Here is a 25,641-nt window from a genome sequence, read left to right as displayed (position 1 = left end):
GAAGTTCGGATAAGTGCGCGACTACGCCCGAGCTCACCCCTCCCCCCCAACCCCCTCCACCAAATCCCCCGTCGAGCGTTTCGCTGCGGAGCGCAGGCACTCAAGCGCTTCGACCACGGCGGCGCGATTCGCACCATCGTCGCGCCAGTACATCGAGACCCCACCGAATCCGGCGAGACGTAACGGCACAATGCGTAGCGCCCCAAGCGCCTGCAACCGGCTCGCCGTGCGGTGCGACGCCAGACCGATCATGTCGCTGTTGTTGAGCAGTGTGAGATTGAGAATCGTCGAGTTCGATTCGACGGTGTCGTTCGGGAGCGGATACCCCGCTTCGGCCAGTGCCGACTCCAACGCATTGCGAATCGGCGTGCCTCGCGGCCAGACGACCCAGCGATAGCGCTGGATATCCGCCCAATCCACCGTCGGTAACGAAAACACCGGATGCCGCGTGCGGGCGACGAAGTGCAGCGGCTCCAGATATAGCGCTTCCGTGCGCACGTTTCGGTCCTGCAACTCTGGGGCTGAGCGTCCGACGACGATGTCGATCTCGCTATGCGCCAACTGATTCATCAGTCGGTCCATCGTATTTTCGACAACGCGCGCCTGCACACGGGGCATGCGTTGCAGCAGCAGCAATACCGCGAGCGGCACCGTGTCCGCCGACGATGCCCCCGACGTCCCGATCGCCACTAGCCCGCTCCCGCCTTCGCGCATGGCATCGAGATCGTCGCGTGCCGTGTCGAGCTGCGCTTCGATGCGTCGCGCGTGCTGAATCAGCGCCTCGCCGTACGACGTCGGCCGCAGTCCCCGCGCCTGACGCTCAAACAGCGGTAGACCGATGTCGTCTTCCAAATCCTTGAGCCACTTGGACAAACCAGGCTGCGTCGTGTTGAGCAACGCGGCGGACTGGCTCATGTTGCCCGTCTCCGCGAGGGTCAGCAGCATCTGCAAGTTGCGCAGACGTAGTCGTTGCGTCCAATCCATGCGCTTTCTCCGGGCACCTCGGGTGCGTATCGCTCAAATCCCCCGATCTATACGTTTTTTCGTATGGATCCGATGATTTTTTCATTTCAAAGAATATGTCTCGCCGAGTATAACGCTATTCATAGACCCGAAAAGCACCACGCAACGCCGTCTGCGACAGCCGCCAGACGAGCCAACCGGGCCCCCTTCCAACATGGAGACAAGCATGTCCGACCGCGCCCCAAGCGCCGAACGCGCTGCCTATTACGAACACATCGGTCACAACCACATGGCCCCGCTGTGGGAATCGCTGCACAGCCTGGTGCCGCCGCAGCCGCGTCCGCGCGTTGTGCCCGCCATCTGGAAATACAACGAAGTGCGCCCGCTCGTGATGGAAGCGGGTCGCGTCATCAGTGCCGAAGAAGCCGTACGTCGCGTACTGATTCTGCAGAACCCCGGCACGCCGGGGTCGTCGAGCATCACCGGTTCGCTCTACGCCGGTCTGCAACTGATCCTGCCAGGCGAAATCGCCCCGAGCCATCGTCACACGCAATCCGCGCTGCGCTTCATCGTTGAAGGCAGCGGCGCATGGACGGCCGTCAACGGCGAGCGCACCACGATGCACCCGGGCGACTTCATCATCACGCCGTCGTGGACATGGCACGACCACGGCAATCCGTCCGACGGCGAGCCGGTCGTCTGGCTCGACGGCCTCGACATTCCGCTCGTGCAGTACTTCGATGCGGGTTTCGCCGAGAACTACCCCGAATCGCAGCAACCCGTGCAGCGCCCCGAGGGCGACAGCTTTGCGCGCTACGGTTTCAACATGCTGCCGGTGCATCACAAGGTCAGCGATCCGACGTCGCCGATCTTCAGCTACCCGTACGCCCGCTCGCGCGAAGCGCTCGACACGCTGTATCGCAACGGTGAACTCGATCCGTGGGACGGTATCAAGCTGCGCTACGTCAATCCGGCGACCGGCGGCTGGCCGATGCCGACGATGGCGACGTTCATGCAATACCTCCCGGCCGGCTTCCAGGGCAAGACCTATCGCAGCACCGATGCAACGGTGTTCTCGGTCGTTGAAGGTCGCGGCACGGTGCGCATCGGCGACGACGTGTTCCAGTTCGAACCGCGCGATCACTTCGTGGTGCCGTCGTGGGCACCGGTGCAACTCGCCGCGCTCGACGACGCCGTGCTGTTCAGCTACTCCGACCGCCCCGTGCTCGCCGCGCTGAACCTGCTGCGCGAGTCCCGCACCTGAGCGAGACCTCCCTATTTGACGACCTCACGCGCCAGCCACGCCTGCATGGCACGCGCGAGGTCATCGCCCCTCCACCTTATTAGTTGAGTCCATCACCATGTCCTACGTCTTCACTCCGCCCGCCGTCGTCGGCATTCCCGTTGTCGGCAGCAACGATCAGTTCGCCGTGCGTCGCGTGTACTGCGTGGGCCGCAACTACGCCGCCCATGCCCGCGAGATGGGCTTCGATCCGGACCGCGAACCGCCGTTCTTCTTCTGCAAGCCCGCCGACGCAGTGCTGCCGGTCGCATACGGCGACACGCTGGAACTGAAGTATCCGGCGCAGACGAGCAACTACCACTACGAAGCCGAACTGGTCGCCGTGATCGGTAAGGCGGGTTCGGACATTCCGCTCGATCAGGCGCTGGAACACGTTTGGGGTTACGCCGTCGGTCTGGACATGACGCGTCGCGATCTGCAAATGAAGATGCGCGAGATGGGCCGTCCGTGGGAAATCGGCAAGGCCTTCGATGCGTCGGCGCCGATCGGCCCGATTCATCCGGTCTCCAGCGTCGGTCATGTCGAAAAGGCCGCGATCTCACTGACCGTGGACGGCGCGCAGAAGCAGAAGAGCGATGTCACGCATCTGATCTGGTCCGTGGCCGAGACGGTCTCGTACCTGTCGCAATTCTTCCGTCTGGAACCGGGCGACCTGATCTACACGGGCACCCCGGAAGGTGTCGGCCCGGTCAAGGCAGGCGAGACGATGGTCACGGCCGTGGAAGGTCTCGGCGAGATCACGGTGCGCGTGGTCTGAGGCAACGGTCATGCAGCTCTACAGCTTTTTCAACAGTTCGACCTCGTACCGCGTGCGCATTGCCCTCGCACTCAAGGGACTTGCGTTTGACACCATTGCGGTGAACATCCGCGTCGGTGAGCATCGCGCACAGCCGTATGTCGACGAAGTGAACGCCTCGGCCGTCGTGCCCGCGCTGGTCGACGGCGACGTCTCGCTCGGTCAGTCGCTCGCCATCATCGACTATCTCGACGCGAAGTATCCGCAAGCGCGTCTGGTGCCGCAGGACATCGAAGCGCGTGCCCGCGTGCTCGAACTATCGATGCTCATCAGTTGCGACATCCACCCGGTGAACAACCTGCGCATCCTGAAGTATCTGCAAGGGCCTCTCGGGTTGTCGGCCGAGCAGAAGGACGCGTGGTATCGCCACTGGGTCGCCGAAGGTATGGCAGGTGTCGAGCGTCTGCTTGTGAAGTACGGGCACGGCGCATGGTGCTTCGGCGACACGCCCACGCTCGCCGACGTCTGCCTGATCCCGCAGATCGCCAATGCACAGCGTATGGGTTGCGATCTGTCGCCGTATCCGCGTGCGATGGCGGTGTTCGCGCTGGCGGAGACGCATCCGGCATTTCTTGCGGCGGCCCCCAGCCGTCAACCGGATTACTCGGCGTGATGCAAGTGAAGCCAGCGTCCTCACACGACGCTGGCCGCGTGCGCCGCAAGTGAATGAAAAAGCAGGAGGGCAGGCACTGCCCGAGGAGACAAGCATGACGCAATCCCATCAACCCAAAGCGCTGGTCGTCGGCGGTGGTATCGGCGGACTCGCCGCCGCGCTCGCGCTCGCCAATCAGGGCGTGCAGATCGAGCTGCTGGAGCAGGCCGAGACCATCGGCGAAATCGGTGCGGGCATCCAGTTGGCAGCGAACGCCTTCGCTGCACTCGATGCGCTCGGCGTCGGCGAGGCCGCGCGCGCACGCTCGGTCTTCACCGACCACATCACGCTGCGCGACGCCATCGACCGCAGCATCATCGCGGAAGTCGACGTAGGCGCGCCGTATCGCGAACGCTTCGGCAATCCGTACGCCGTGATCCATCGCGCGGATATCCATCTGTCGATCCTTGAAGCCGTACAACGCAATCCGCTCATTCAGTTCCGCACCGCCACCCGCGTCGTGTCGCTGGAGCAGGACGCGTATGGCGTCACCGTCATCGACCAGCATGGCGAGCGTCACACCGCCGACGCCGTGATCGGCTGCGATGGCGTGAAATCCGCCGTGCGCGCCGTGCTGATCGGCGACGAGCCGCGCGTGACGGGCCATGTGGTCTACCGGGCCGTGGTCGATGTCGAGAACATGCCGACGGACTTGCAGGTCAACGCGCCGGTCGTGTGGGCGGGTCCGAACTGCCACCTCGTGCACTACCCGCTGCGCGGCGGCAAGCAATACAACCTCGTCGTGACCTTCCATAGCCGCGAGAAGGAAGTGTGGGGTGTGCGCGACGGCAGCAAGGAAGAAGTGCTGTCGTACTTCGAAGGCATCGACGCGTTGCCGCACCAGATGCTCGACCGTCCGACGTCGTGGCGTCGCTGGGCCACCGCCGACCGCGACCCGGTCGAACAGTGGAGCTTTGGCCGCGCAACGATCCTCGGCGACGCTGCGCACCCGATGACGCAGTACATCGCGCAAGGCGCGTGTCAGGCCCTCGAGGACGCCGTCACGCTGGGTGCCGCCTACACGGCCGCGAACGGTGACTTCACCGAGGCCTTCCGTCGCTACGAACACGCCCGCATTGCGCGCACCGCGCGTGTGCTTTACGGCGCACGCGACATGGGCCGCGTCTATCACGCCAAGGGCGTGGACCGCTGGGTGCGCAACTCGCTGTGGAAAGGCCGCACGCAGACGCAGTTCTACGACGCCCTGCAATGGCTGCACGGCTGGCGTGCTGAGAACTGCCTGTCGCAAACCCCGTGGCTGGCCGACGCATGAACAGGTAACCGCAATACCCCACGCGGAACAAAAAAATCTACCGCGTGGGCCCATCGCGCGACTGCTAGCCTGCGCTCGCGCGGCTTCTGGCACCTTAGAGGAGACACCCCATGCCAGCGAATCCCATCAACGTGACGGCGTTCATCGATCGGCATCGCATCTCGCCGTTTCAGATGATGATCGTCGTTCTGTGCTTTCTGATCGTCGCCATCGACGGTTTCGATACCGCCGCCATCGGCTTCATCGCCCCCGCGATTCGTGCCGAATGGTCACTCACGCCCGCGCATCTGGCCCCGCTGTTCGGCGCCGGACTTGCCGGTCTGATGGCCGGAGCGTTCCTGTTCGGCCCGCTCGCCGACAAGCTCGGACGCAAGACCATCCTCATCTTCTCGGTGCTGTTCTTCGGCGTCGCGAGTCTCGCATCGGCCTGGTCGATGGATCTGTGGCACCTCATCGCGCTGCGCTTCCTGACAGGCCTCGGTCTCGGCGGTGCGATGCCGAACGCGATCACGCTGACGTCGGAATACTGCCCCGACTCGCGTCGTTCGTTCCTCGTGACGACCATGTTCTGCGGCTTCACGCTCGGCTCCGCCCTGGGCGGCCTCGCCTCGGCAGGCCTGATCGAAGCGTTCGGCTGGCGTTCGGTGCTGATTGTGGGGGGCGTGATGCCGATCGTGCTCGGCGTCATTCTGATCCGCGTATTGCCTGAATCCGTGCGCTATCTCGTGATGGCAGGCAAGTCGCCGCAGCGCGTGGCCGCGTCGCTGCAACGCATCGCGCCGCATGAGGATCTGCGCGGAGCAACGTTCAATGTAGCGATGAAGGCGTCGACCACGTCGCCGGTGCGGCACCTCTTCAAGCCGGAACTGCTACGTGGCACGTTGCTCTTCTGGGTGACGTTCTTCATGAGCCTGCTGGTGATCTATCTGCTTTCGAGCTGGCTGCCGACATTGCTTCGCACCAACGGTCTGACGCTGCGTAACGCGGCCATCGTCACGGCGATGTTTCAGGTCGGCGGCACGCTCGGCGCCATCGTGCTCGGCTGGCTGATGGACCGTTTCAATCCGCATTACGTGCTCGCTGCCGCGTACGTACTGGCAGGCGTGTGCGTAGCTGCCGTCGGCCCGTTGGCCAGTTCGCCGGTACTCGCTTCGGTCGCCGTGTTCTGGGCCGGGTTCTGCGTATCGGGCGGACAGGTGGGCGCCAATGCACTCTCCGCCGAGTTTTATCCGACGGATTGCCGCGCGACCGGCGTGAGCTGGGCGAACGGTGTCGGGCGCATGGGCTCGGTGGTCGGGTCGGTTGGGGGCGCGTCGATGCTCGCGATGGGCTGGTCGATGCCCGCGTTGTTCGCTGCCATCGGTGTGCCTGCAGTGCTGGCCGGTCTCACGATGCTCACGCTCGGTCGCATTCGCCACCGGCAAGCCGTGCTCGCCGTCGAAGCGGTGGCCTGATCCGGCATTGACGCGCCGCGCAATCCGTCGCGGATAGGGATAGAGTGTCGACTGACGGCGAATCGCGGTGCCTGCCCACCTGTCGCCGTCGGTCCAAATTCCTCTGACGGAGATTGAAGGTGTCGCTGCCCCCCTTGCTGGTCATCATCCCGATGCATCCCGAGCAGTTGTCCGAACTGCAAACCCGTTTCGAAGTGATCTATCGCCCGAGCCACCACCCGACGCCGGAAGGCTGGGGACCGGAGGGTGAGCGCGTGCGTTTTGTACTCACCAACGGCTCACGCGGCATGAGTGCCGCCGAGCTGACACATTTGCCGAACGTTGAGCTGGTCAGCGCACTCGGTGCCGGTTACGAGAATCTGGACATTCCGGCGATGCGCGCGCGCAACATCGTGGTGGTGCACGGCGCGGGGGCGAATGCACCGACCGTGGCGGATCAGGGCTTTGCCCTGCTGCTCGCCGCGATTCGTCGCATTCCGGAATATGACGCGGCGTGCCGCAAGGGCATCTGGCGCGACGCGCTGCCCATGCAGCCCGGTGTGGCCGGGAAGAAGCTCGGGATCGTAGGCCTCGGCGCAGTCGGTCGTCAGTTCGCCAACCGCGGTGAAGGCTTCGATATGCAGATTGGCTACCGAAACCGGAACCGTCGCGACGACCTCCCGTCGCACTATCAATACTTCGACAGCGTGACGGCACTGGCCGAATGGGCCGACATTCTCGTAGTGACGGCACCGGGCGGCGCGGAGTCCCATCACATGATCAATGCCGACGTGCTGCGCGCGCTTGGCAAAGACGGCTTTCTCGTCAATCTGGGGCGCGGCAGCGTCGTCGACACCGCAGCGCTTGCCGATGCACTGCGCAACGGCGTGATCGCTGGCGCCGGGCTGGACGTCTACGAAGGCGAGCCGTCGCCGCCCGCCGCACTCATCGACTTGCAGAACATCGTGCTGAGCCCGCACGTCGCAGGCCGCTCGCCGGAAGCGGAAGCCGCTACCCTTTCGATGTTCATGGAAAATACCCGCCGCTATCAGGCGGGCGAGCCGGTGATGACGCCGCTGTGAGCCGCTGACGCGTGTGACCTGCGGTGACCCGCGCGCAAAGATTCAGTGATTATCGAGTCCGTCGATGCTCCGCTCGGGAGACGGCGACAACGTCTCCCCGTCGTTGACGGGCTCGAACTCGATACTGCTCTTAGCGCTGCCCGTTTTGAAGACGGTATCGCAGGTCGGGCACTTCACTTCGGCATCCGAATGAAGATAGTCATGGAGCGCCTGAACGGTCGGCTCACTGGCCGCCACGGCGAATCGCGACTTGCACGTCGGGCAAACGACGAAACCGGTATGGATCGACAGCATTGTCAGCCTCCTGAACGGTCATCAAGGGACGTCGTCGATTCTACAACCAGTCGGTACGCCGGGGACGCACGCGAGTCTCGTCGCGGCGTTCGCGGCCCTCCTTGCCTTCCTGCCCGTCCCGCGTACTGCGCTCATTGGCCGCCACGCCAATGGTCGGCTCGGCGCGGGGTTCGACCTCGCGCGCCGACGGCACATCCTGAGCATGATGGGCATGCTGCACCGGGTCGAAGTCGCGCCATTCTCCGCCTTCCCACACACCGTTCGCCTGCTCGATTTCCGCCGCGCCTGCATCGCGCAGCACGGCAATCGCCGTATCCGCCGTCGACTCGCTAACGTGCGTGGCCAGCATCACCCCGGCGTCTCGCATGCCTGCCTGCCTGGCCGACACGCGCTCACGGCTTTGCATGCGTCGCAAAGCACCGAGAAATGCGCCCAGATAGGCCCCCGCCATCATGCCGACGACAGGGACGAGCCAGAAACGCCAGATCGCGACGTATAGCAATGCCCCCATCGCGAGCCCGAAGGCCCCACCCGCGACGACACCCTGCGCAGCCCCTCGGCTCGCCGGACGCGCCGCAGCGTCGGCATCCACATCGCCGCCCATCGGAAACCTGGCGTGCTGGCCAGTGGGATTCAGAAAGAACACCGATACGTCGGATGGTCGAAACGACCGGTCATACAACCGGCTGGCCACCAGATTCGCCTGATCGAACGTCGTGAATCGCCCTGCCACGATCATCGCCATCGCCTATCTCCCTTTGCTGATGTCATGCATCGATTCCAGTGGGATAAACGCCCGGCGGCTTCGTTTCATCAAGGAATCCTTATGGCACGGTCATCGGCATTGAGAAAATCAATGCACGGGAACCTGAACTGTCCTGCAAGAATCGCAACATTACCCCCCATTGGGAGCATCTATGGCTCGCGCAATCTGGAAGGGTGCCATCAGCTTCGGACTGGTCAACGTCCCCGTCACCCTGTTTCCTGCCTCGACGACACACAAACTCGATCTCGACTGGCTCGACAAGCGCACCATGTCGCCGGTCGGCTACAAGCGTGTGAACAAGGAAAACGGCAAGGAAGTGCCGCGCGACCAGATCGTGCACGGCTTCGAGTACGAGAAAGGTAACTACGTCGTGCTCAGCGACGACGAGATCCGCTCGGCCAATCCGACTGCGACGCAGACCGTCGACATTCTCGCGTTCGTCGACGCCACGGACGTCTCCTTCATGTATCTCGACACGCCTTACTACCTTGTGCCCGAGCGTGGCGGCGCGAAGGCCTACGCGTTGCTACACGCGGCGCTCATCAAGGCAGGCAAGCTCGGCATCGCGCGCGTGGTGATGCACACGCGTGCGCATCTTGCCGTGCTCGCGCCAGCGGGCGACGCCCTCGTACTCGACACGCTGAGATGGCAGGACGAGATGCGCGATCCGGCCGAGGTCGGGCTGACGAAGGAGAAGTTGCAGAAGCTCGCCGCGCCCGGCGAGCGCGAGCTGGATATGGCGATCCGACTGATCGACGAGATGTCCGGACCGTGGCGTCCCGGCGATTATCACGACACGTTTCAGGACGACCTCAAGGCGCTCATCGACCGCAAGATCGCGTCCGGTCAGACACGCGAGGTCGCGCAGATCGAAGCGAGTGCACCGAAGCTGGCGAACAATGCAAACGTTACCGATCTGGTGGCACTGCTCAGGCAGAGCCTCGGGACGAAGGGCAAACGGGACGCAGTGACGGTCGACGCGCAGGATGTCGAGGAGAAACCTGCGAAGGCGCGTAAGGCGTCGACAACGGCGTCGACAACGGCGTCGGCAAAGGCAGCGACTAAAGCGGCGACTAAGGCTGCGGATGGCAGGACGGTTAAGAAGACTGCGGCAAAAAAGACATCGGCCAAGCGCGCCAAGTCGACCAAATCCACCAAGGCCAAGTGAGGGACGACGATGCCGAGACGCGACTCAGATGAGGCGGCCATAGCGACAAGCGCGAAGCCGCGGCGCCGCCACGAATCCGCCGATCCGCTCGCGGCTTACGACGCGAAACGCAACTTCTCCGCCACGCCCGAGCCGCGCGGCAAGCGCTCAGACCGGAAGCATGCGCTGCGGTATGTCATCCAACGCCACGACGCCAGCCATCTTCACTACGACTTCCGTCTCGAACTCGACGGCACCCTGCGTTCATGGGCATTGCCCAAGCAACCGAGTCCGGATGTCAACCGCCCGCGACTGGCCGTTCAGGTCGAGGACCATCCGCTCGCTTACGCCGACTTCGAAGGCGACATCCCCGCTGGCAACTACGGTGCGGGACACGTCGACATCTGGGATCGAGGCATCTGGATACCCGACGGCAATGCATCGCGCGATTACGCGCATGGCAAGCTGTCGTTCACATTACACGGCGAACGACTCAGCGGTCACTGGACGCTGGTGCGCACCGATAAGCCCGCGCGTCAGCCGCAATGGTTGCTGATTCACCGGCATGACGATGGGCATGCATCAGCACGTGCCAAATCGCCGACGTCTAAGCCTGCGCCATCTCGCAGATCATCAAAGAAACCGCCTGACGAGATGCGTCCGATGCTGGCGACGCTTGTCGATCAAGCGCCCTCATCGGAAGGATGGCACGCCGAGTTGAAGCTCGACGGATATCGCGTCCTGATCCGAATCGCGGGCAGCGACATTCGCGTCTTCACACGCTCAGGGCAAGATTGGACGCACCGCTTCCAACCCGCAGTCACCGCCTTGCGTGAGCGCGGCCTTCCGAACGCGTGGCTCGATGGCGAGGCAGTCGTCACAAACGAGCACGGCTTGCCGGACTTCCAGGCGTTGCAACGGGCGTTCGACGAAAACACCCAGAGCGTCATCGTCATCTACGTCTTCGATCTGCCGTGGTGTAACGGGAAGGATCTGCGCGATGCGCCGTTGCATGAGCGTCAGGCAAGGCTCGCGAGTGTGTTTGAAGGCAAAGAGACGGATGCCGTGCGGGTCCTTCAACCTATCTCGGGCGATCTCGGTGCGCTCTGGCACGGCGCATGCGAAGCGGGCCTCGAGGGCATCATGGTCAAGCGCGACGACTCGACCTACGTCGACGGTCGCAGCGACGCATGGCGCAAGCTAAAGTGCGCGCAACGTCAGGAGTTCGTCGTAGTGGGGTTCACGGAACCTTCCGGCTCGCGGCAGGGATTCGGCGCGCTACTGCTCGGTTATTACGACGATGATGGCAAGACGCTGCGCTACGCGGGCAAGGTCGGCACCGGCTTCGACACCGGAGCGCTGCTGCGCATGCGCAAGCAACTCAACGCAATCGAGACGCCCCGCCCCCGCTGTCCCCGCGCCACGTCCGGGAGGGCAAGCGCGTGTGCATTGGGTGCGTCCAACCCTGGTCGCAGAAGTTCGCTTCGCCGAGTGGACGCGTGACGGCCATGTGCGTCAGGCGTCGTTCCATGCCATGCGCACCGACAAACCGGCGAAGGAGATTCGCCGCGAGACGCGCCGCAGCGGTGCCGTCGATTCATCGAAGGAGATGCCGTCCATGCAGAAATCGTCCGCACTTCCGGTGAAGATCACACACGGCGAACGCGTGATGGACACGCACTCGGGCGTGACGAAACTCGAGCTTGCCGAGTATTACGACGCCGTCAGCCACTGGATGCTCCCGCACCTTGCCGACCGGCCGGTCGCTGTCCTGCGCGCGCCGGAAGGCATCGGTGGCGAGATGTTTTTCCAGAAGCATGCGGCGAAGACGATCACCGGCGTCCATATGCTCGATCCGGCGCTCGATCCGGACCACGAACCGCTGATGCAGATCGACGATACGCGCGGACTCGTCGGGGCCGTGCAGATGGGTTCGGTGGAGTTGCACACGTGGAATGCGCGCAGCGATCTGATCGAGCGTCCGGATCGCGTGATCTTCGATCTGGACCCCGGTAAAGGGGTGACGTTTGCGCAGATCGTGGAAGGCGCGCAACTCATTCGCGGACTGCTGGAAGAACTGGGGCTGAAAGCCTTCGTGAAGACGAGCGGGGGTAAAGGACTGCACGTGGTGACACCCTTAGCGAGACGTCACGAATGGGACTTCGCGAAGGGGTTCGCGGAAGCCGTCGCGAAGCATATGGCGCACGTGTTTCCCGACCGATTCACGGCGACGATGGGACCGAAACATCGCGTGGGGAAGTGCTTCATCGACTATCTGCGTAACTACCGGGGGGCGACGACCGTGTGCGCGTACTCGGCCCGGGCGAGGGAAGGCATGGCCGTATCGATGCCGGTCCATTGGGAGGAATTGTCCGATTTGCCCGGTGCCGACGCCTGGACCGTGCGAAACGCCCTCGACCGCCTCACCGCACTGAAAGAAGACCCGTGGGCGGATTACATAAAGGCATCGCAGCAGCGGGTGACGAAGACGATGCTGGATCGGCTAGGGCGGTGAAATGCACGTGGCGTTGACCTCCCCAACGCTCTACCGCACTGGCCGTAGTGTTTTCGCGCAGGCAGACTGTCATTCAATTGAATTACAATTTCAGGCAGTCAAATCGCAAGGAGTTTTTGTCATGGCAGCAAGTGCACTGGTGCAGGCACGTATCGATCCGGCGCTAAAAGAGCGCGCCTCGGCGGTACTCGACAAGATGGGTTTGACGGTCTCGGATGTAGTTCGGATTTTACTCACACGTATTGCGAACGAAGGTGCGCTACCGTTTGGCTTCGCTGCGGATCCGGACGCACACGATGCATGGGTCAGACAGAAAGTGCTGGAAGCGCTCGAAGATACGCGTCCGGCAATCGCTCACGATGACGTCGAATCACACTTCGCTGCTCGTCGCGAAGCAACGCGAAAACGCATATCGAAAAAAAGGTGAGAAGTGAAATTGGAGTGGTCCCAACATGCAATTCAAGACCGTAGCGACATTTATGACTTTGTTGAGCAACGCAGTCCCAACGCGGCGATCTGGATCGACTCCCGAATCAACCAGCAACTTCTCTCACTGTTACGTTTCCCGCGAGCGGGACGACCCGGAAGTATCCGTGGAACCCGAGAACTTGTAATCACGCGAACGCCTTATATCGCCGCGTATCGCGCGCTACCCACTCGCATTCGAGTCCTCCGCATTTTCCACAACGCCCAAATGTGGCCAGGCGACGCACCTACCGGGCCGCACCATTAGCCCCGCGGCGCGCCCACATCCCCATCCTGTAACCACCGACGTTTGTCGCGCAGAGGCGCTTCGCCAAAGACACGGGCGTATTCGCGGCTGAACTGCGATGCGCTTTCGTAACCCACCGCCTGCGCCGCCGACGACACGGCAACGTCCGCCACGAAGATCAAACGACGTGCTTCCTGCAAGCGCAACTGCTTCTGATACTGCAACGGGCTCATCGCCGTCACCAGCTTGAAGTGGTGATGCAGCGACGACACGCTCATATGCACCTCCTGCGCCAGCGATTCCACGCGCAACGGCTGCGCATAATGGTCGCGCAACCACCGCACCGCATTCGCGATCCGGTTCATCTGGCTGTCCTGCATCACCATCTGACGCAACAACACTCCCTGCCCGTTCATCAGCAACCGGTAGATGATCTCGCGCTTGATCATCGGCGCAAGAATCGGAATGTCGCGCGGGGCATCGAGCAGTCGCAGCAGACGCAACACCGCGTCGAGCAACGCGGCGTCGAGCCGATTGACGTACAACCCGCGCCCGCACGGCGACGGGGCCGGTGGCGGCAGATGCTCGTCGCCGATCAGCGACGTAACGTCTTCCGCCACCAGATTCAGACGCATGCCCAGATAAGGCGACTGTTCGCTCGCCCCGGACACCTGCGCCACCACCGGTAAGTGCACTGACGACACCATGTAATGCATCGGGTCGTACGCGTAGTGCGCTTCGCCGATCTGCAAACGCTTCTCCCCCTGCGCGATCACGGCGAAGGCAGGTTGCTGCAACGCAGGCCTCGGCCCGCCCGGATGCAGGATGCGATGCACCATCAAACCGTCTACCGCCGTGGGGGCCGTGCCTTCCAACCCGTGCGTCGCGCGTTCGAGCAGATGCACCAGCTCCGCGCGGGCGGCGTGCGACGGATCGTCAGCGTGACCGTCTTGCCGCGGTACGTCGTGCAGCGATGTGGGTGGCGATGTTTTGACGAGATGCATGGCAAGTCCTCGAATCAGGCTGGCCGTCTCCGACATCCCCGGCCACAATGAACCGAAGCATACGCCTGTCATAAAAAGTTGCCTGATTCTCTGGAAATACATCCACACGATCAGGCATGAATTCCGGAGAATCCGGCAAGATTAGGCCTGCGCAGCCGATCGTCCGGTGACAAACCCAGTCAGTCCCATGCCACCTTACCGTCATGTTCGACAAGGCTTTTTCGTCGCACGACAGGTCGAGCGACACCCACCATCGCCTCCGATTGCAGAATCAGGCAGGAAATGTGCAGGAACAGGTACTGCTTGCCTGATGCCCCGCGACGCATAATGCATCCCATCCCGTGCACACCGTCTCCCTCACCGACGGCCACCTGCGACGGGCAGCCACTCAACGGAGCGATGCAATGCGACAACGGAAACTCGGCAACACCGGCCTCTTCGTCTCGGAACTGTGCCTCGGCACGATGACCTTCGGCGGACAAGGCGACCTGTGGAGCAAGATCGGCCAATTGCAGCAGAACGATGTCGACGCGCTCGTCGGTCGCGCACTCGACGCGGGCATCAACTTCATCGACACCGCCGACGTCTATTCGGAAGGCCAGTCGGAGATGCTCACCGGCCAAGCCCTGCGCAACCTCAACGTGCCGCGCGACAGCGTGGTGGTCGCCACCAAGGTCTTCGGCGTCACCGGCGCACAGGGCAGCAACTCGCGCGGCCTGTCGCGCTATCACATCATGGACGGCGTGAAGGCCAGCCTCAAGCGCCTGCAACTCGATCACATCGATCTGTATCAGGTGCACGGCTTCGACCCGGTCACGCCCATCGAAGAGACGCTCAGCGCGCTCGACACGCTGGTGCGTCAGGGCCACGTGCGCTACATCGGCGTCTCGAACTGGGCCGCGTGGCAGATCGCCAAGGCGCAAGGCATCTCGGCACGCCTGAACCTCGCGAGCTTTGCGTCGCTTCAGGCGTACTACACCGTCGCCGGGCGCGATCTCGAACGCGAAATCGTCCCGATGCTGCGTAGCGAGAACGTCGGTCTGATGGTGTGGAGCCCGCTAGCGGGCGGCCTGCTCTCGGGCAAATACACGCGTGACGGTCAGTCGGAAGACGGCGCACGCCGCCAGAGCTTCGACTTCCCGCCGGTCAATGTCGAGCGTGCTTACGACGTCATCGACGTGATGCGTGGCATCGCCACTGAAAAGGGCGTGTCGGTCGCGCAGATCGCGCTCGCCTGGCTACTCGCGCAGCCGGTCGTCTCGACGGTCATCATCGGAGCCAAGCGCGCCGATCAGCTTGACGACAACATCGCCGCCACGCGCGTCACGCTCAGCGAGCGCGAACTGTCGGCGATCAACGCCGCGAGCGCGCTGCCCAGCGAGTACCCGGGCTGGATGCTTTCGCGTCAGGGCGATCCGCGTCGTGCGCAACTCGCCGAAGCGGGCCTGCTCTAAGCGATCGGCACCGAACGTCTTCGGCGTTCGGAATGAAAGATTGAAGGGATGAAGGAATGAGGAACGGCGCACTGCGAACACAGTGCGCCGTTTCCGTTTCATGCGATCAGAACGTGTGGCGCATGCCGACGTTCACACCCAACTGACTCGTGCCCGCCGTGGGCGATCCCCCTGCCCCGCCGGAACTGACCGAGTAAGCCGCATGCTCGCTGTTACCCAGCCAGGCGACTTGCGTGTACACGGCGGTGCGCTTCGACAGGAAGTACGTGCCGCGCAACGTGGCCATCGTCGCACGCGCGTTCTGACGGGCGTTCAACATGCGAAAGACTTCGCCATCGACGGCAAACGCCGGTGAGAACTGATACAGCGCCCCGACGTAGAACATGTCGGAATTCACATCGGCGACGGCGGCTGAGGCGGTCTGCACGCGACGTCCCAACCATCCCGCGCCCGCCTTCCAGTTGCCGCCCTTCACATAGCCGTTCAATTGCCAGCGGGTGTCTTTGTCCGACGAACTGGTCAGCGGCACCGCCGCCGCGCCATTGAAGAAGCTCGCCGCAGCGCCCGCACCGCCGCGTTGCTCGTCCCACGCCCCCGCCACGCCAAACCACGCCGTGTCGTACTTCAGCATCGCGGAGACCTGACGGCAGGCCGTCATCTGACCCGGCGTCTGACCGGCGCATGTGCCTTGTCCGGGCGAGTTGCCGGTGCCGCCGCTGTCGCGCCCGAACGAGTAGGTCGCGCCGACGGTAAGCCCGCTGAACACGCCCTTGTAAGCCACAGTGTTGTCACTGCGCGCATTCGGGATGTAGTTATCGAGCGAGCCGCTGCCGTACAGGTCCGGGCCGAGAATGTCGGCGTCGCTCATCACCCAGAACGTCATCGAATACTGCCGGCCGAACGACAGCGTGCCGTACTGATTCGACAACCCGACCCACGCCTGACGCCCGAACAACCGTCCGCCCTGATTCAAATCGCCCGCGCGCACGTTGAAGCCGTTCTCCAGCATGAAGAGCGCGTGCAGACCGCCGCCAAGGTCTTCGTCACCGCGCAGGCCCCAGCGCGACGGCAGCGAACCGGTATTGGCTGGCATGCGTACGAGCGAACTGTTGTTGGGTCCGGCATGCGAGATGTATTCGATGCCGGTGTCGAGAATGCCGTAGAGCGTCACGCTCTGGGCCGAAGCGGAAGTAGTGGCCAATGCGAGGCCTGCAGCCAGCGCAAGCGCAGGCAGTCCCTTGTGGATCACGGTGATGTCTCCATGGATACGTGTGGTGGCCTGACCTGTGCCGGTCAGTTGCAGCGCCGCCGCGTCGCCGTCGGGGGACGTGCGGCTACGGCGGGTACTTCGCAGACGCACGCCGGAGGTTCGGCGTGCGTCCGTAAGGGGATCAATCTGTGCTCAGGTCAGGATCAGACGGTGCCCGGTGCAGGCTGCGTCGCCGATGCGGCGAGCGAGCCACTGCGCCCCACGCGACGTCGCATCACCAGCATGAGCGCCGCCGCAAGAAACGCCGGAATCGCGACGATCTGAAACGCCTGCGCCGTGCTCGACGCCGAGGCGATCAGCACACCGCCCAGGCTCGATCCGAGGATCGAGCCGAGACGGCCGACGCCAAGTGCCCAGGCCACGCCCGTCGCACGGGAGGCGGTCGGGTAGTACGCCGCCGTCAGGGCGTTCGCGCCAGTCTGCGATCCTGCAATGCCGAAGCCTGCGAGGAAGACGACGAACATCAGCCAGCCCGACTGGTGCGTCACCGCGCCCAGCACGCACAGCGCGATACCGGCCATCACGTAAGACGCCGCCAACACGCGATACGGACTCGTGCGGTCCATCGCGAAGCCGATCATCACTGCGCCGACGGTGCCGCCGAGCGGCAACATCGCGCCGATACGCGCCGCTTCCGCGAGCGTGTAGCCGGAATCCTTTACGACCAGCGGCAGCCAGCTGGTGAGCAGGTAGAACGCGCACAGCGTGCAGAAGTACGTCGCCCAGAGCAGCAGCGTGCCCATGATGTATCGACGCGTGAACAGACCGCCCACCGCCGAATTCGTCTGCCCGGCAGGCGTCACCTCCGGGTCGATGCGCGTGACTTGCGGGTCGATGTGACGGGCGATTTCCAGCAGTTGATCGGCACGGTCGCCGCGCGCCGCGAGGTAGCGCATCGACTCCGGCAACCAGCGCATGAGCACCGGCACGAAGGCAATCGGCACTACGCCGCCCGCGATCAACACGCCGCGCCAGCCGATGTGCGGCAACGTCTGCGCGACGATTTCGCCACCAATGGCGAAGCCCAGCGTGAAGCCGCAGAAGGTGGCCGTCACGAGCAGCGAGCGCATGCGCTCGGCGCAATACTCGGAACTGAGCGTGATGGCGTTGGGCATCGCACCGCCCAGACCAATGCCGGTGATGAAGCGCAGCACCGCAAGCTCCGTCGGGCTATTCACATAGGCCGAGGCGATGCTGCCGAGCGAGAACAGAATGACGGAGAGGATCAGCACGCGCTTGCGGCCGATGCGATCGGCGAGCGGCCCGAACACGAAGCAGCCGAGCATCAGGCCACCGAGGCCCGCGCCGAACACCGTGCCGAGACTGGTCGTCGCCATCGCCCATTCGCTCCGAATGGCAGGTGCGAGGTAGCCGATGGCCGCCGTGTCGAAGCCATCGAGTGTGACGATCAGAAAGCACAGGGCAATCACGCGCCATTGAAATGGCGTGATGCCTCTGCGGTTCATCAAAGCGGATATTTCCATGTCTGTCTCCTGTGCGGTAACTACCGCGAGAGCAGCGGGCCGTGGCGTCTGTCGACGACGCTCTGTGCAAGGGCTCGCAGCCGGTTGGGGGCGATTACATCAAGAACGGTCGTGTGAAGGGTGTGACGAAAATGAAGACGGGAGCGCAGCGTCGCCGGGCAACTCCGGGTCGCCCGCCGACAGGTACTCCCACATGCGCTCGATGATCCGGCCCGAGCGCGTTGCGCGCGCGCGGCACTCGTCGTCGTTCAGCACGGCGGCCGGTAGCGACGCTTCGAGCGCGAGCACGTCGAGATCCACGCGCGCGGCGTCTTCGAGGTACCACGTGAGCGCGACCATCGCTTCGAGCGTGTCGGCGGCGACGACGGCCCCGTTGCCGCGCATGACGACAGCGGCGTTCGTGCCCATCGTGGCGATCACGGCAGCGGCCTGTTCGTCGGAGCGAATCAGTTGCGGGTCGTCCCACAGCGGCACGCCGGGAGCGAAGTACGTGCCCGGCCCGTGCAGCGCGCGCGGCGTGCGGCGCAGCGTGGACAGCGACATGGTCTTGGGCGGCATGGTGCGCGCAACTGCACCGATGTCGGGACGCGAGCGATAGATCTTTTGATGAAGACGGACTTCGCCGAGCACGCCGTCGGGCAGCGGGCCGTCGATCGGCACCACAGTGCCCGTCTCGCCGATGCCGATGAGCCCCATCGGACGTGCGGCGCAGACGACGAAGCGGTCCGCATCGAGACGCGCGCTGCAATGCCCGTACGCATGCGCCAGTCCGGCGCGTGCCAGCGTGCGGGCAGCCACGCGCACCGCGCGGTCGATGTCGGCAATGCCGCCGTGACGGGCGGCATCGAACGTAACTTGTGTCATGGGAATACCCGCCAGCAGGTCAGGACGAAAACTCAGGGATCTCGGGCTTCGCGCCCCACATGCAGAACCCGGTCGGATCGAACGGGAACTGACGCGGCACGTAAGTGGCTTCGTCTTCCGGCGCGATCTTGCGCACACCGGTGGAGTACTCGTAGACCATGCCGTCCGGGCCCGCGAAGTACAGGAACATCGCGTGCGAAGTCGGGTGACGCCCCGGACCGAAGCGAATCGGCACGCCCTGCTCGCGCAGGAAGTACCACGAGCGCATCAGGTCGTCGATGCCGTTCACCTGAAAGTTCACGTGCTGAATGCCCGCACGCTTTGCCGGGAATAGCGCGATCTTGTGATGGACGTCGTCGATACGCAGCAGCGGTGCGTCGCCGATACGGTCCGACACACGGGCATTGCACACGCTGGTCCAGAAGGCTTCGTCGCGGCGCGCGTCCGTTGTGCACAAGCCCACGTGGCTGAACGAATCGATGCCCGCGTCGCGCTCGCCGTGATAGCCGCGTCCGGTCTGCGCTGCGCGCAATACCAGTTCGATCTGGTTGCCGGTGGGATCGCGGAACGTGAGGAAATCGGCCACGCGGCGCAGGTCGGCCTCGTCGCGCGTCCCGCGTCGGAACTCGATGTGCATGGCGTCGAGTTGTGCGGCTGCGGCGTCGAAATGCGCATCGCTCGCGACGTCGAACGCCACCGTATGGTCGGCAGGGTCGCCCTCGAAGTAGCACACGGAATGATCGCGGCTGTCGCTGCGAAGGAATACGAAACCGGCTTCCCGACGCACTTCCTGCAACCCGAGAATGGTGCGCGCATAGCGTGTCGCACCTTCGAGGTCGCGCGTCCCCAGCCGCACGTAACGAATGTCGTGCAGATTGATCACCGCTTGTCTCCTGCGGATATTGTTCGTGTCCCGGACGTGCGTCCGATGACTTAAATGTCGTGAGAGATACGATAAGGACCGGCGTCGCATGACGCCAACAAATTGCGTAAATGCGCGGTATTTACGCCGTGAATTGGGGGTGCAGCATGCGAGCGCGACGGTGCCGCGCACGCGTGCGCAGCGAACGTGTGAGGTCAGGCAGGCGGGAGATCAGTCTTCGCCGTGGAACAGGCGGAAGATCGTGCTGCGCAGCCAGCGATGGCCTGCGTCGGTGTGAAAGCGCTCGTGCCAGAGTTGCGAGATGTCGAACTCGGGGCCGTCGAAAGGCAGCGCGTAAGTGCGCAGGTCCGCGGCCGCCTTGAGGGCGCGCCCCAGACGCGTCGGCACGCACACCACAAGATCGCTCGCGGCGATCAGCGCCGAGAGTCCCATCGAGTGCGCCATGCGCAGCGCCACGTGACGCTGCTGCCCCGACTGCGCAAACCAATGCTCAACGGCAGTCTCGAACACGTCGTGATGACCGGCCGTCGGACGGTAGACGGCGTGTGCCGCGTGAAGGAACGTCTCGGCCGTGAGCTCGCCGCGAATCGTCGGATGCCCTTCGCGCACGAGGGCCACATAGTGCTCGCGGAACAGGCGCTGCTGATGGAAGCCGGACGAGAAGCGTGTGAACAGACCGAGCGTGAGATCGATGTCGCCCATCGCCATCGCGTTCTGCGCTTCGCGCGGCGTCGTGTCGACCGTGACGATGCGAACGCCGGGCGCTTCGACAGCGAGCGTCGCCATGAGCTTCGGCATGAAGATCAGTTGGCCGATATCGCTCAGGTAAAGACGGAACGTGCGCTGCGCATTGGCCGGGACGAAGTCCTGCGGCGCCTCGACGGCGCCGCGAATCAGGCCGAGTCCCTCAGTGACCGGCGGCGCCAGCGATGCGGCGAGATCGGTCGGCAGCATGCCTTGCGGTGTCTTGACGAACAACGGATCGCCGAAGGCGAGCCGCAGACGCTTGAGCGCATTGCTCACCGCCGATTGCGTGAGGTTCAGTTCCTCGGCGGTGACCGTCGTGCTGCGCGTGCGCAGCAGCGACTCGAACACGAGCAACAGATTCAGATCGAGCGAGCGTAAGTTCATCTCTGCCAGGCAGTCCTGCAAGAAGCGTCCCGCATTTTAGGCAACCCTCAGCAGCACGCGCAGTGCGGGAAACCCCTGCGCCGCGCACGGCCGCGTTCATGGTATTTACGTGCGCGCATCCTCGCGCGCCAGCGCGTGCAGACGCGCGATCACTTCCAGCACTTCCGGACGCTTCTCGCGCTTGGCCGTCACCACGTGGTACTGCAACGGGCAGACGACTTCGGCGTCCGACAGTCGCACGAGACGGCTGCGCGCCATCCATTCGCTCGCCAGCGGCGCCCGTACAAGCGCAATGCCCAGCCCCGCTTCGGCCGCCGCAAGCACCACCGTGTAATCCTCGAATCGACGGTCACGCGCACGCGGTCGCAGCGACACGCCATGGGCACCGCACCACGCGCGCCAGCCCGTGAGATCGGAGTCGTGCAGCAAGGGCATCGTTAGCATCTCGGACACACTCGCGCCCTTCAGACGCAGCGCCATCTCGGGTGAGGCCACCGGGTACAGCGTCTCACGCATCAACGGTTCCGACTCGACGCTCGCCCACCCGCCCCGGCCGTAGCGCACGGCGATGTCCACTTCGCCCGCGCCCACATCGGCATTGCGATGCTCGGTCGTCACCTGAATGTCTATGAACGGGTTGCCCCCTTCGAGCGATTGCAGGCGCTCAAGCAGCCACAGCTTGGCGAACGACGGCACCACGCTCAGGCGCACCGCCGGGGCCTTGCGCGCCTGATGCCACTGGTCGGCAGCCGCGTCGATCACGTCGAAGGCATGTTCGATGCGGCCCAGAAAGCGCTGACCGTCGCACGTCAGGCTCACCCCTCGCCCATGACGCTCGAACAACGCACAGCCGAGCCAGTTTTCAACGGCCCCCACCCGACGACTGATGGCTCCGTGCGTGAGGCCACTCGCTTCGGCGGCCGCCGTGAACGAGCCGTGACGAGCGACGAGACAAACGGTTTCCAGGTTCGCCAGGGGCGGACGGGCGCGAGGTTCGGCGTTCATGATTCAGGGAATATCGGGTTGGCGTGCGGGCGAATATTGGGGACAGATCGGTGCGCAAAAGCATGCGAAAGCGCGCGGCAAGCTGTGAATCTGGCTCACAGCTTGCCATCGATTTGTGCAGTAGCTTATCACCACGAACGTACGGCAACATAAGCATCCGCGGGCAATTTCGCCCCGCGCACAATCCCTTCAGGAGCCCATCGTGTCAGCCGCTGCCCCCGCCTCGTTCACGCTTTACGTCGACGCCCAGTTCACCAGCCCTTACGCGCTGTCGGTTTTCGTCACGCTGCGCGAGAAAGGTATTCCGTTCGATCTGCGCACCGTCGATCTCGATCAGGGCGCGCATCACGAAAGCGGCTTTGCCGACCTGTCGATCACACGTCGTGTGCCGACGCTCGTGCATGGCGATTTCACGTTGTCCGAATCGTCCGCCATCATCGAATATCTGGAAACGATCTCACCCGACGTGCCGGTGTATCCGGCCGACGTTCGCGATCGCGCGCGTGCCCGTCAGGTACAGGCATGGCTGCGCAGCGATCTTGGTGCGCTGCGCGAGGATCGTTCGACGCAGGTGATCTTCTACGGCCCGTCCGATGCGCCGCTGACCGACGTGGGCTACGCTGCGGCGAGCAAGCTGATCGCCATCGCCGAGAGCCTGCTGCCCGACGCACGCATGTCGCTGTTCGACAAGTGGTGCATTGCCGACGTCGACCTCGCGGTCATGCTCAATCGTCTGGTCTATAACGACGACGTCGTACCGCCTGCGCTGGCCGAATATGCGCGCCGTCAGTTTCTGCGTCCGGCGGTGCAGGAGTGGATTGCGATGACGCGTCCGCCGCGCGAATGCGATCTGGTGGACGGGAAGGCTGCCTGATCGGTACTGATGCGGGTACTGATGCGCCGTGGCGGTCGAGGTATCCGCTTCGCCGTCAGGCGGCAACCATCGCCAGTTGCTGACGGTGGATGCGGATGTGGAGCAGCACCAGCAGACGGTGCGGGCAGTCGTCGCGCAAGGCGACGCTGTCTGTGCGGCGCGGGCCATCGGCACGTTCAACGCCATTGAACATGACATGCCGACTGGCGAGCGCCGCCCGAAACGCGGTCGACGCCAGCGAGCGTGCCGCCAGCAACAACAGCAGCAAAGACGCCGCCATCGCAATGCGAAAGTCGGCCGACGTGAAGACACGCTCGGGCACATCGAAGATGAGCATGGCAATGACCACACAGGCGTCGATGCACACAGCGCCCAGCGAGGCCACGATCAGATACGCGCGCAACATTCGAATCGTTGTCGACTTCATCTGCCTCCTCTCCCATTCTTGATCTACGGGCGGAACGTCTGCGAAGGTCGCCGCCCTCGATCCTGAGGGGGTACGTACATCGACCGTGGGGACGTTCCCGACATCATGCGCCTTAGATATTAAATGTCGAGTGTCGGTCGGCCTGTGACCTGAAATGTTTTTTTACACACTGTTACCCTGCGACACCGCAGTTTCGTGGCAGACCTGCGTCCACGCAACTTTCGGCAAATCGCGCACTTTTCTTGCAAAAATCGTCCAAATTCCGATAATTTTCGGCGCGATATCGTCCGAAAGCCCGTAGTGACGGGAGAAGCGGTGAATTCAGTCGACAGGCAGGCCCCGAAAGGAGGAAAATAGCGACCTGCCGTTTACGTTAACGGCACTGTCGACTAAAGCCACCTCTGCCGAGACATTTGAAGAAACATGAGCGCCGATAACCAACTGCGTTTTGTCGTGGAGCCGCACGCCAACCCCACCCCTGCCGACCAGATCACCGCCGCACTGGCGAACCCGGTATTCGGCCGCGTATTCACGGATCACATGGTTACGATCCGCTGGACCGAAGGCCGCGGCTGGCATGACGCGAAGGTGGAAGCCCGCCGCCCGTTCCAGATCGATCCGGCGTGCGCCGTGCTGCACTACGCGCAGGAAATCTTCGAAGGCATGAAGGCCTATCGCGGCGAAGATGGCAAGATCTCGCTGTTCCGCCCGCAAGCCAACGCCAAGCGCTTCCGCGAGTCGGCCCAGCGCATGTCGATGGCCGATCTGCCGGAAGCCGTCTTCCTCGAAGCCGTGGAAAAGCTGGTCGACATCGACCGTGCATGGATCCCGGGCTCGGAAGGCAGCAGCCTCTACATCCGTCCGTTCATGTTTGCCTCGGAAAGCTTTCTGGGCGTGCGCGCCGCGCATGAATACATCTTCTGCGTGATCGCTTGCCCGGTCGGTCCTTACTTCAAGCCCGGCAAATCGGCTGTGACGGTGTGGGTCTCGGACCAGTACACGCGCGCAGCGCCTGGCGGTACCGGTGCTGCGAAGTGCGGCGGCAACTACGCCGCCAGCCTGATTGCGCAAACGGAAGCGAGCGCCAAGGGCTGCGATCAGGTCGTTTTCCTCGACGCCGCACAGCACCGCTGGATCGAAGAACTCGGCGGCATGAACGTCTTCTTCGTGATGGACGACGGCTCGCTCCAGACGCCGCCGCTCTCCGGCACGATCCTGCCGGGCATCACCCGCGCGTCGATCATCGAACTGGCACGCCGCGAAGGCATGACCGTCAACGAAACGCCGTATGAGTTCGCACAGTGGCAGGCCGATGCGGCCAGCGGCCGTGTGAAGGAAACGTTTGCGTGCGGCACGGCTGCGGTCGTGACGGCCATCGGTCAGGTGCGTCACGCCAACGGCGAATTCAACATCGCCGACGGCGGTGAAGGCCCGGTCACCAAGCGTATCCGCGATCAGCTCACGGGCATTCAACGTGGCAAGGTCGCCGATCCGTTCCAGTGGGTCCACCACGTCGCGTAATCGCGCGTTAAGACAGTCACTACATTACAAGCTGTGAAGCTGCGCGTCGCCCGAGACAGCGACGCGGGAAATCTTCGGCGGCGCGTTCCGGCATCAGGAGAGCCGGGCGCGCCGTCCTGTCGTTCCTGACTTACTGATCATGAAACACGATACGGGCGCTGTATCCGGCGCTATTGCAGCAGCCGACACAATCGGTGTGCCGCACTCCGTGCTCGAAGACATCTATGCGATGGTCATCGGCATGGCATTTGTGGTGGTCGGTCTGGTGCTGCTCAAGGCTGCCGGGTTGGTTACCGGCGGTGTGGCTGGCATCGCACTGCTCGCCTCTTACGTCTTTCCGCTACCGGTGGGCACCATCTTTACGCTGGTGAACATTCCGTTCTTCCTGTTCGCGTACTTCACGATGGGCGCGCGCTTTGCGCTAAAATCCACCGTCGCGAGCTTCGGCATTACCTTCGCCCTCGCGGCCATGCCGCAAACGTTCGACATCGCCTTCGTCAATCCGCTGTTCGCCGCGTTCGTCGGTGGCACGCTGTGTGGCATGGGCATTCTGGCGTTGGCGCGACATGGGGCGGGCGTCGGTGGCACCGGCATCGTCACGCTGTGGCTGCAACGCAAGCGCGGCATCAATGCCGGTATCACGCAAGTGTGCATCGACACGACGATTCTGATCGCGTCGCTCGCCACGATGCCAGCCGGACGCGTCGCCTGGTCCGCCATCTCGGCCATCGCCATGAGCGCGATGGTCGTTGCGTGGCATAAGCCGGGGCGTTACACGGGACGCTGAT

Annotated in this window: 26 protein-coding genes; 15 read left to right on the top strand and 11 right to left on the bottom strand. The window is 63.7% G+C overall.

Annotation, left to right across the window (positions count from 1 at the left end):
• Positions 1–33 precede the first annotated feature (33 nt).
• Positions 34–984: a LysR substrate-binding domain-containing protein gene (locus NA29_RS03330; RefSeq protein WP_039395747.1), complete on the bottom strand. Its 951-nt coding sequence runs from the start codon at positions 982–984 to the stop codon at positions 34–36.
• 205 nt (positions 985–1,189) lie between these two features.
• Here NA29_RS03330 and gtdA point away from each other — a divergent pair, with 205 nt between their 5' ends.
• The 6 genes from gtdA (at position 1,190) to NA29_RS03300 (ending at position 7,502) form a co-directional block, all read left to right on the top strand.
• Positions 1,190–2,227 carry a gentisate 1,2-dioxygenase gene (gene gtdA, locus NA29_RS03325; RefSeq protein ID WP_039395745.1) on the top strand — a complete coding sequence of 346 codons (1,038 nt, stop codon included), beginning with the start codon at positions 1,190–1,192 and terminating at the stop codon, positions 2,225–2,227.
• Positions 2,228–2,324: 97 nt separating this feature from the next.
• Positions 2,325–3,023: a fumarylacetoacetate hydrolase family protein gene (locus tag NA29_RS03320; protein WP_039395742.1), complete on the top strand. Its 699-nt coding sequence runs from the start codon at positions 2,325–2,327 to the stop codon at positions 3,021–3,023.
• A gap of 10 nt (positions 3,024–3,033) precedes the next feature.
• Positions 3,034–3,675 carry a maleylacetoacetate isomerase gene (maiA, locus tag NA29_RS03315; RefSeq protein ID WP_039395739.1) on the top strand — a complete coding sequence of 214 codons (642 nt, stop codon included), beginning with the start codon at positions 3,034–3,036 and terminating at the stop codon, positions 3,673–3,675.
• A 94-nt stretch (positions 3,676–3,769) separates the two neighbouring features.
• A complete protein-coding gene (locus NA29_RS03310) occupies positions 3,770–4,987 on the top strand; it encodes a 3-hydroxybenzoate 6-monooxygenase (RefSeq protein WP_039395736.1) in 1,218 nt (405 codons plus the stop codon).
• A 110-nt stretch (positions 4,988–5,097) separates the two neighbouring features.
• Positions 5,098–6,441 carry an MFS transporter gene (locus NA29_RS03305; RefSeq protein ID WP_039395732.1) on the top strand — a complete coding sequence of 448 codons (1,344 nt, stop codon included), beginning with the start codon at positions 5,098–5,100 and terminating at the stop codon, positions 6,439–6,441.
• A gap of 119 nt (positions 6,442–6,560) precedes the next feature.
• The gene (locus NA29_RS03300) at positions 6,561–7,502 is read left to right on the top strand and encodes a 2-hydroxyacid dehydrogenase (protein WP_084104139.1); all 942 of its coding nucleotides are present in this window, start codon (positions 6,561–6,563) and stop codon (positions 7,500–7,502) included.
• 42 nt (positions 7,503–7,544) lie between these two features.
• Here NA29_RS03300 and NA29_RS03295 read toward each other — a convergent pair whose 3' ends face one another.
• Both NA29_RS03295 and NA29_RS03290 read right to left on the bottom strand, forming a co-directional pair.
• Complete coding sequence (locus NA29_RS03295; RefSeq protein WP_039395729.1) at positions 7,545–7,796, bottom strand: MJ0042-type zinc finger domain-containing protein; 252 nt, start codon at positions 7,794–7,796, stop codon at positions 7,545–7,547.
• A gap of 40 nt (positions 7,797–7,836) precedes the next feature.
• Positions 7,837–8,541, bottom strand: coding sequence for a hypothetical protein (locus NA29_RS03290; protein WP_072633187.1), 705 nt, complete (start codon positions 8,539–8,541; stop codon positions 7,837–7,839).
• Between the two features lie 172 nt (positions 8,542–8,713).
• Between NA29_RS03290 and ku the strand changes: the two genes are divergently transcribed.
• The 5 genes from ku to NA29_RS03270 all read left to right on the top strand — a co-directional run bounded on the left by ku (position 8,714) and on the right by NA29_RS03270 (position 12,957).
• On the top strand, positions 8,714–9,730 hold the full coding sequence (gene ku / locus NA29_RS03285; RefSeq protein ID WP_039395726.1) for a non-homologous end joining protein Ku: 1,017 nt from the start codon (positions 8,714–8,716) through the stop codon (positions 9,728–9,730).
• 9 nt (positions 9,731–9,739) lie between these two features.
• A complete protein-coding gene (gene ligD, locus NA29_RS26470; protein WP_306592190.1) occupies positions 9,740–11,212 on the top strand; it encodes a non-homologous end-joining DNA ligase in 1,473 nt (490 codons plus the stop codon).
• Positions 11,163–12,224, top strand: coding sequence for a DNA ligase D (gene ligD, locus NA29_RS26465; RefSeq protein WP_306592189.1), 1,062 nt, complete (start codon positions 11,163–11,165; stop codon positions 12,222–12,224). The genes ligD (NA29_RS26470) and ligD (NA29_RS26465) overlap by 50 nt, the downstream gene beginning before the upstream one ends.
• 121 nt (positions 12,225–12,345) lie before the next feature.
• Positions 12,346–12,651 (top strand): type II toxin-antitoxin system RelB/DinJ family antitoxin, encoded by a 306-nt coding sequence (locus tag NA29_RS03275; protein ID WP_039395723.1) that lies wholly within the window; start codon positions 12,346–12,348, stop codon positions 12,649–12,651.
• Between the two features lie 3 nt (positions 12,652–12,654).
• On the top strand, positions 12,655–12,957 hold the full coding sequence (locus tag NA29_RS03270) for a type II toxin-antitoxin system RelE/ParE family toxin (RefSeq protein ID WP_072633186.1): 303 nt from the start codon (positions 12,655–12,657) through the stop codon (positions 12,955–12,957).
• Here the strand turns inward: NA29_RS03270 and NA29_RS03265 are convergent.
• A complete protein-coding gene (locus NA29_RS03265) occupies positions 12,954–13,940 on the bottom strand; it encodes an AraC family transcriptional regulator (protein ID WP_084103423.1) in 987 nt (328 codons plus the stop codon). The two genes, NA29_RS03270 and NA29_RS03265, sit on opposite strands and share 4 nt — an antisense overlap.
• 404 nt (positions 13,941–14,344) lie before the next feature.
• On the opposite strand from NA29_RS03265, the gene NA29_RS03260 reads away from it, so the two are divergent.
• Positions 14,345–15,394, top strand: coding sequence for an aldo/keto reductase (locus tag NA29_RS03260; RefSeq protein WP_039395719.1), 1,050 nt, complete (start codon positions 14,345–14,347; stop codon positions 15,392–15,394).
• A 106-nt stretch (positions 15,395–15,500) separates the two neighbouring features.
• On the opposite strand, the gene NA29_RS03255 is transcribed toward NA29_RS03260, so the two are convergent.
• From NA29_RS03255 to NA29_RS03230, 6 genes are all read right to left on the bottom strand, one after another.
• A complete protein-coding gene (locus NA29_RS03255; RefSeq protein WP_039402208.1) occupies positions 15,501–16,628 on the bottom strand; it encodes a porin in 1,128 nt (375 codons plus the stop codon).
• Positions 16,629–16,807: 179 nt separating this feature from the next.
• Entirely contained in the window at positions 16,808–18,148 is a 1,341-nt protein-coding gene (locus tag NA29_RS03250) for an MFS transporter (protein WP_039395716.1), read from the bottom strand.
• Positions 18,149–18,247: 99 nt separating this feature from the next.
• Positions 18,248–19,012 carry a class II aldolase/adducin family protein gene (locus NA29_RS03245; protein ID WP_052252483.1) on the bottom strand — a complete coding sequence of 255 codons (765 nt, stop codon included), beginning with the start codon at positions 19,010–19,012 and terminating at the stop codon, positions 18,248–18,250.
• A gap of 19 nt (positions 19,013–19,031) precedes the next feature.
• Positions 19,032–19,895, bottom strand: a complete 864-nt coding sequence (locus tag NA29_RS03240; protein ID WP_039395713.1) for a VOC family protein — start codon at positions 19,893–19,895, stop codon at positions 19,032–19,034.
• 210 nt (positions 19,896–20,105) lie between these two features.
• Positions 20,106–21,026, bottom strand: coding sequence for a LysR family transcriptional regulator (locus NA29_RS03235; protein WP_039395710.1), 921 nt, complete (start codon positions 21,024–21,026; stop codon positions 20,106–20,108).
• Positions 21,027–21,131: 105 nt separating this feature from the next.
• On the bottom strand, positions 21,132–22,031 hold the full coding sequence (locus tag NA29_RS03230; protein WP_039395707.1) for a LysR substrate-binding domain-containing protein: 900 nt from the start codon (positions 22,029–22,031) through the stop codon (positions 21,132–21,134).
• Between the two features lie 202 nt (positions 22,032–22,233).
• On the opposite strand from NA29_RS03230, the gene yfcF reads away from it, so the two are divergent.
• The gene (gene yfcF, locus NA29_RS03225) at positions 22,234–22,905 is read left to right on the top strand and encodes a glutathione transferase (RefSeq protein ID WP_039395705.1); all 672 of its coding nucleotides are present in this window, start codon (positions 22,234–22,236) and stop codon (positions 22,903–22,905) included.
• Between the two features lie 55 nt (positions 22,906–22,960).
• Here the strand turns inward: yfcF and NA29_RS03220 are convergent, their stop codons facing one another.
• Positions 22,961–23,332, bottom strand: coding sequence for a hypothetical protein (locus NA29_RS03220; RefSeq protein ID WP_072633185.1), 372 nt, complete (start codon positions 23,330–23,332; stop codon positions 22,961–22,963).
• Between the two features lie 423 nt (positions 23,333–23,755).
• On the opposite strand from NA29_RS03220, the gene NA29_RS03215 reads away from it, so the two are divergent.
• Together NA29_RS03215 and NA29_RS03210 are read left to right on the top strand one after the other, a co-directional pair.
• Positions 23,756–24,853, top strand: a complete 1,098-nt coding sequence (locus NA29_RS03215; RefSeq protein ID WP_039395702.1) for a branched-chain amino acid aminotransferase — start codon at positions 23,756–23,758, stop codon at positions 24,851–24,853.
• A gap of 139 nt (positions 24,854–24,992) precedes the next feature.
• Positions 24,993–25,640: a YitT family protein gene (locus NA29_RS03210; RefSeq protein WP_052252481.1), complete on the top strand. Its 648-nt coding sequence runs from the start codon at positions 24,993–24,995 to the stop codon at positions 25,638–25,640.
• Position 25,641: the final 1 nt, after the last annotated feature.

Origin of the sequence: Pandoraea sputorum, from assembly GCF_000814845.2 — a bacterium.
GTDB classification, from domain to species: Bacteria; Pseudomonadota; Gammaproteobacteria; order Burkholderiales; family Burkholderiaceae; genus Pandoraea; species Pandoraea sputorum.
Note: the sequence above shows the minus strand (reverse complement) of the source record. Positions and strands in the feature narration are given on the sequence as shown.

What these genes read in the sequence shown, in the direction of transcription:
- NA29_RS03330 (WP_039395747.1), bottom strand. Translation starts at nt 984, where the DNA reads ATGGATTGGACGCAACGACTACGTCTGCGCAACTTGCAGATGCTGCTG.
- gtdA (WP_039395745.1), top strand. Translation starts at nt 1,190, where the DNA reads ATGTCCGACCGCGCCCCAAGCGCCGAACGCGCTGCCTATTACGAACAC.
- NA29_RS03320 (WP_039395742.1), top strand. Translation starts at nt 2,325, where the DNA reads ATGTCCTACGTCTTCACTCCGCCCGCCGTCGTCGGCATTCCCGTTGTC.
- maiA (WP_039395739.1), top strand. Translation starts at nt 3,034, where the DNA reads ATGCAGCTCTACAGCTTTTTCAACAGTTCGACCTCGTACCGCGTGCGC.
- NA29_RS03310 (WP_039395736.1), top strand. Translation starts at nt 3,770, where the DNA reads ATGACGCAATCCCATCAACCCAAAGCGCTGGTCGTCGGCGGTGGTATC.
- NA29_RS03305 (WP_039395732.1), top strand. Translation starts at nt 5,098, where the DNA reads ATGCCAGCGAATCCCATCAACGTGACGGCGTTCATCGATCGGCATCGC.
- NA29_RS03295 (WP_039395729.1), bottom strand. Translation starts at nt 7,796, where the DNA reads ATGCTGTCGATCCATACCGGTTTCGTCGTTTGCCCGACGTGCAAGTCG.
- NA29_RS03290 (WP_072633187.1), bottom strand. Translation starts at nt 8,541, where the DNA reads ATGGCGATGATCGTGGCAGGGCGATTCACGACGTTCGATCAGGCGAAT.
- ku (WP_039395726.1), top strand. Translation starts at nt 8,714, where the DNA reads ATGGCTCGCGCAATCTGGAAGGGTGCCATCAGCTTCGGACTGGTCAAC.
- ligD (WP_306592190.1), top strand. Translation starts at nt 9,740, where the DNA reads ATGCCGAGACGCGACTCAGATGAGGCGGCCATAGCGACAAGCGCGAAG.
- NA29_RS03275 (WP_039395723.1), top strand. Translation starts at nt 12,346, where the DNA reads ATGGCAGCAAGTGCACTGGTGCAGGCACGTATCGATCCGGCGCTAAAA.
- NA29_RS03265 (WP_084103423.1), bottom strand. Translation starts at nt 13,940, where the DNA reads ATGCATCTCGTCAAAACATCGCCACCCACATCGCTGCACGACGTACCG.
- NA29_RS03260 (WP_039395719.1), top strand. Translation starts at nt 14,345, where the DNA reads ATGCGACAACGGAAACTCGGCAACACCGGCCTCTTCGTCTCGGAACTG.
- NA29_RS03250 (WP_039395716.1), bottom strand. Translation starts at nt 18,148, where the DNA reads ATGGAAATATCCGCTTTGATGAACCGCAGAGGCATCACGCCATTTCAA.
- NA29_RS03245 (WP_052252483.1), bottom strand. Translation starts at nt 19,012, where the DNA reads ATGACACAAGTTACGTTCGATGCCGCCCGTCACGGCGGCATTGCCGAC.
- NA29_RS03235 (WP_039395710.1), bottom strand. Translation starts at nt 21,026, where the DNA reads ATGAACTTACGCTCGCTCGATCTGAATCTGTTGCTCGTGTTCGAGTCG.
- NA29_RS03230 (WP_039395707.1), bottom strand. Translation starts at nt 22,031, where the DNA reads ATGAACGCCGAACCTCGCGCCCGTCCGCCCCTGGCGAACCTGGAAACC.
- NA29_RS03220 (WP_072633185.1), bottom strand. Translation starts at nt 23,332, where the DNA reads ATGAAGTCGACAACGATTCGAATGTTGCGCGCGTATCTGATCGTGGCC.
- NA29_RS03215 (WP_039395702.1), top strand. Translation starts at nt 23,756, where the DNA reads ATGAGCGCCGATAACCAACTGCGTTTTGTCGTGGAGCCGCACGCCAAC.
- NA29_RS03210 (WP_052252481.1), top strand. Translation starts at nt 24,993, where the DNA reads ATGAAACACGATACGGGCGCTGTATCCGGCGCTATTGCAGCAGCCGAC.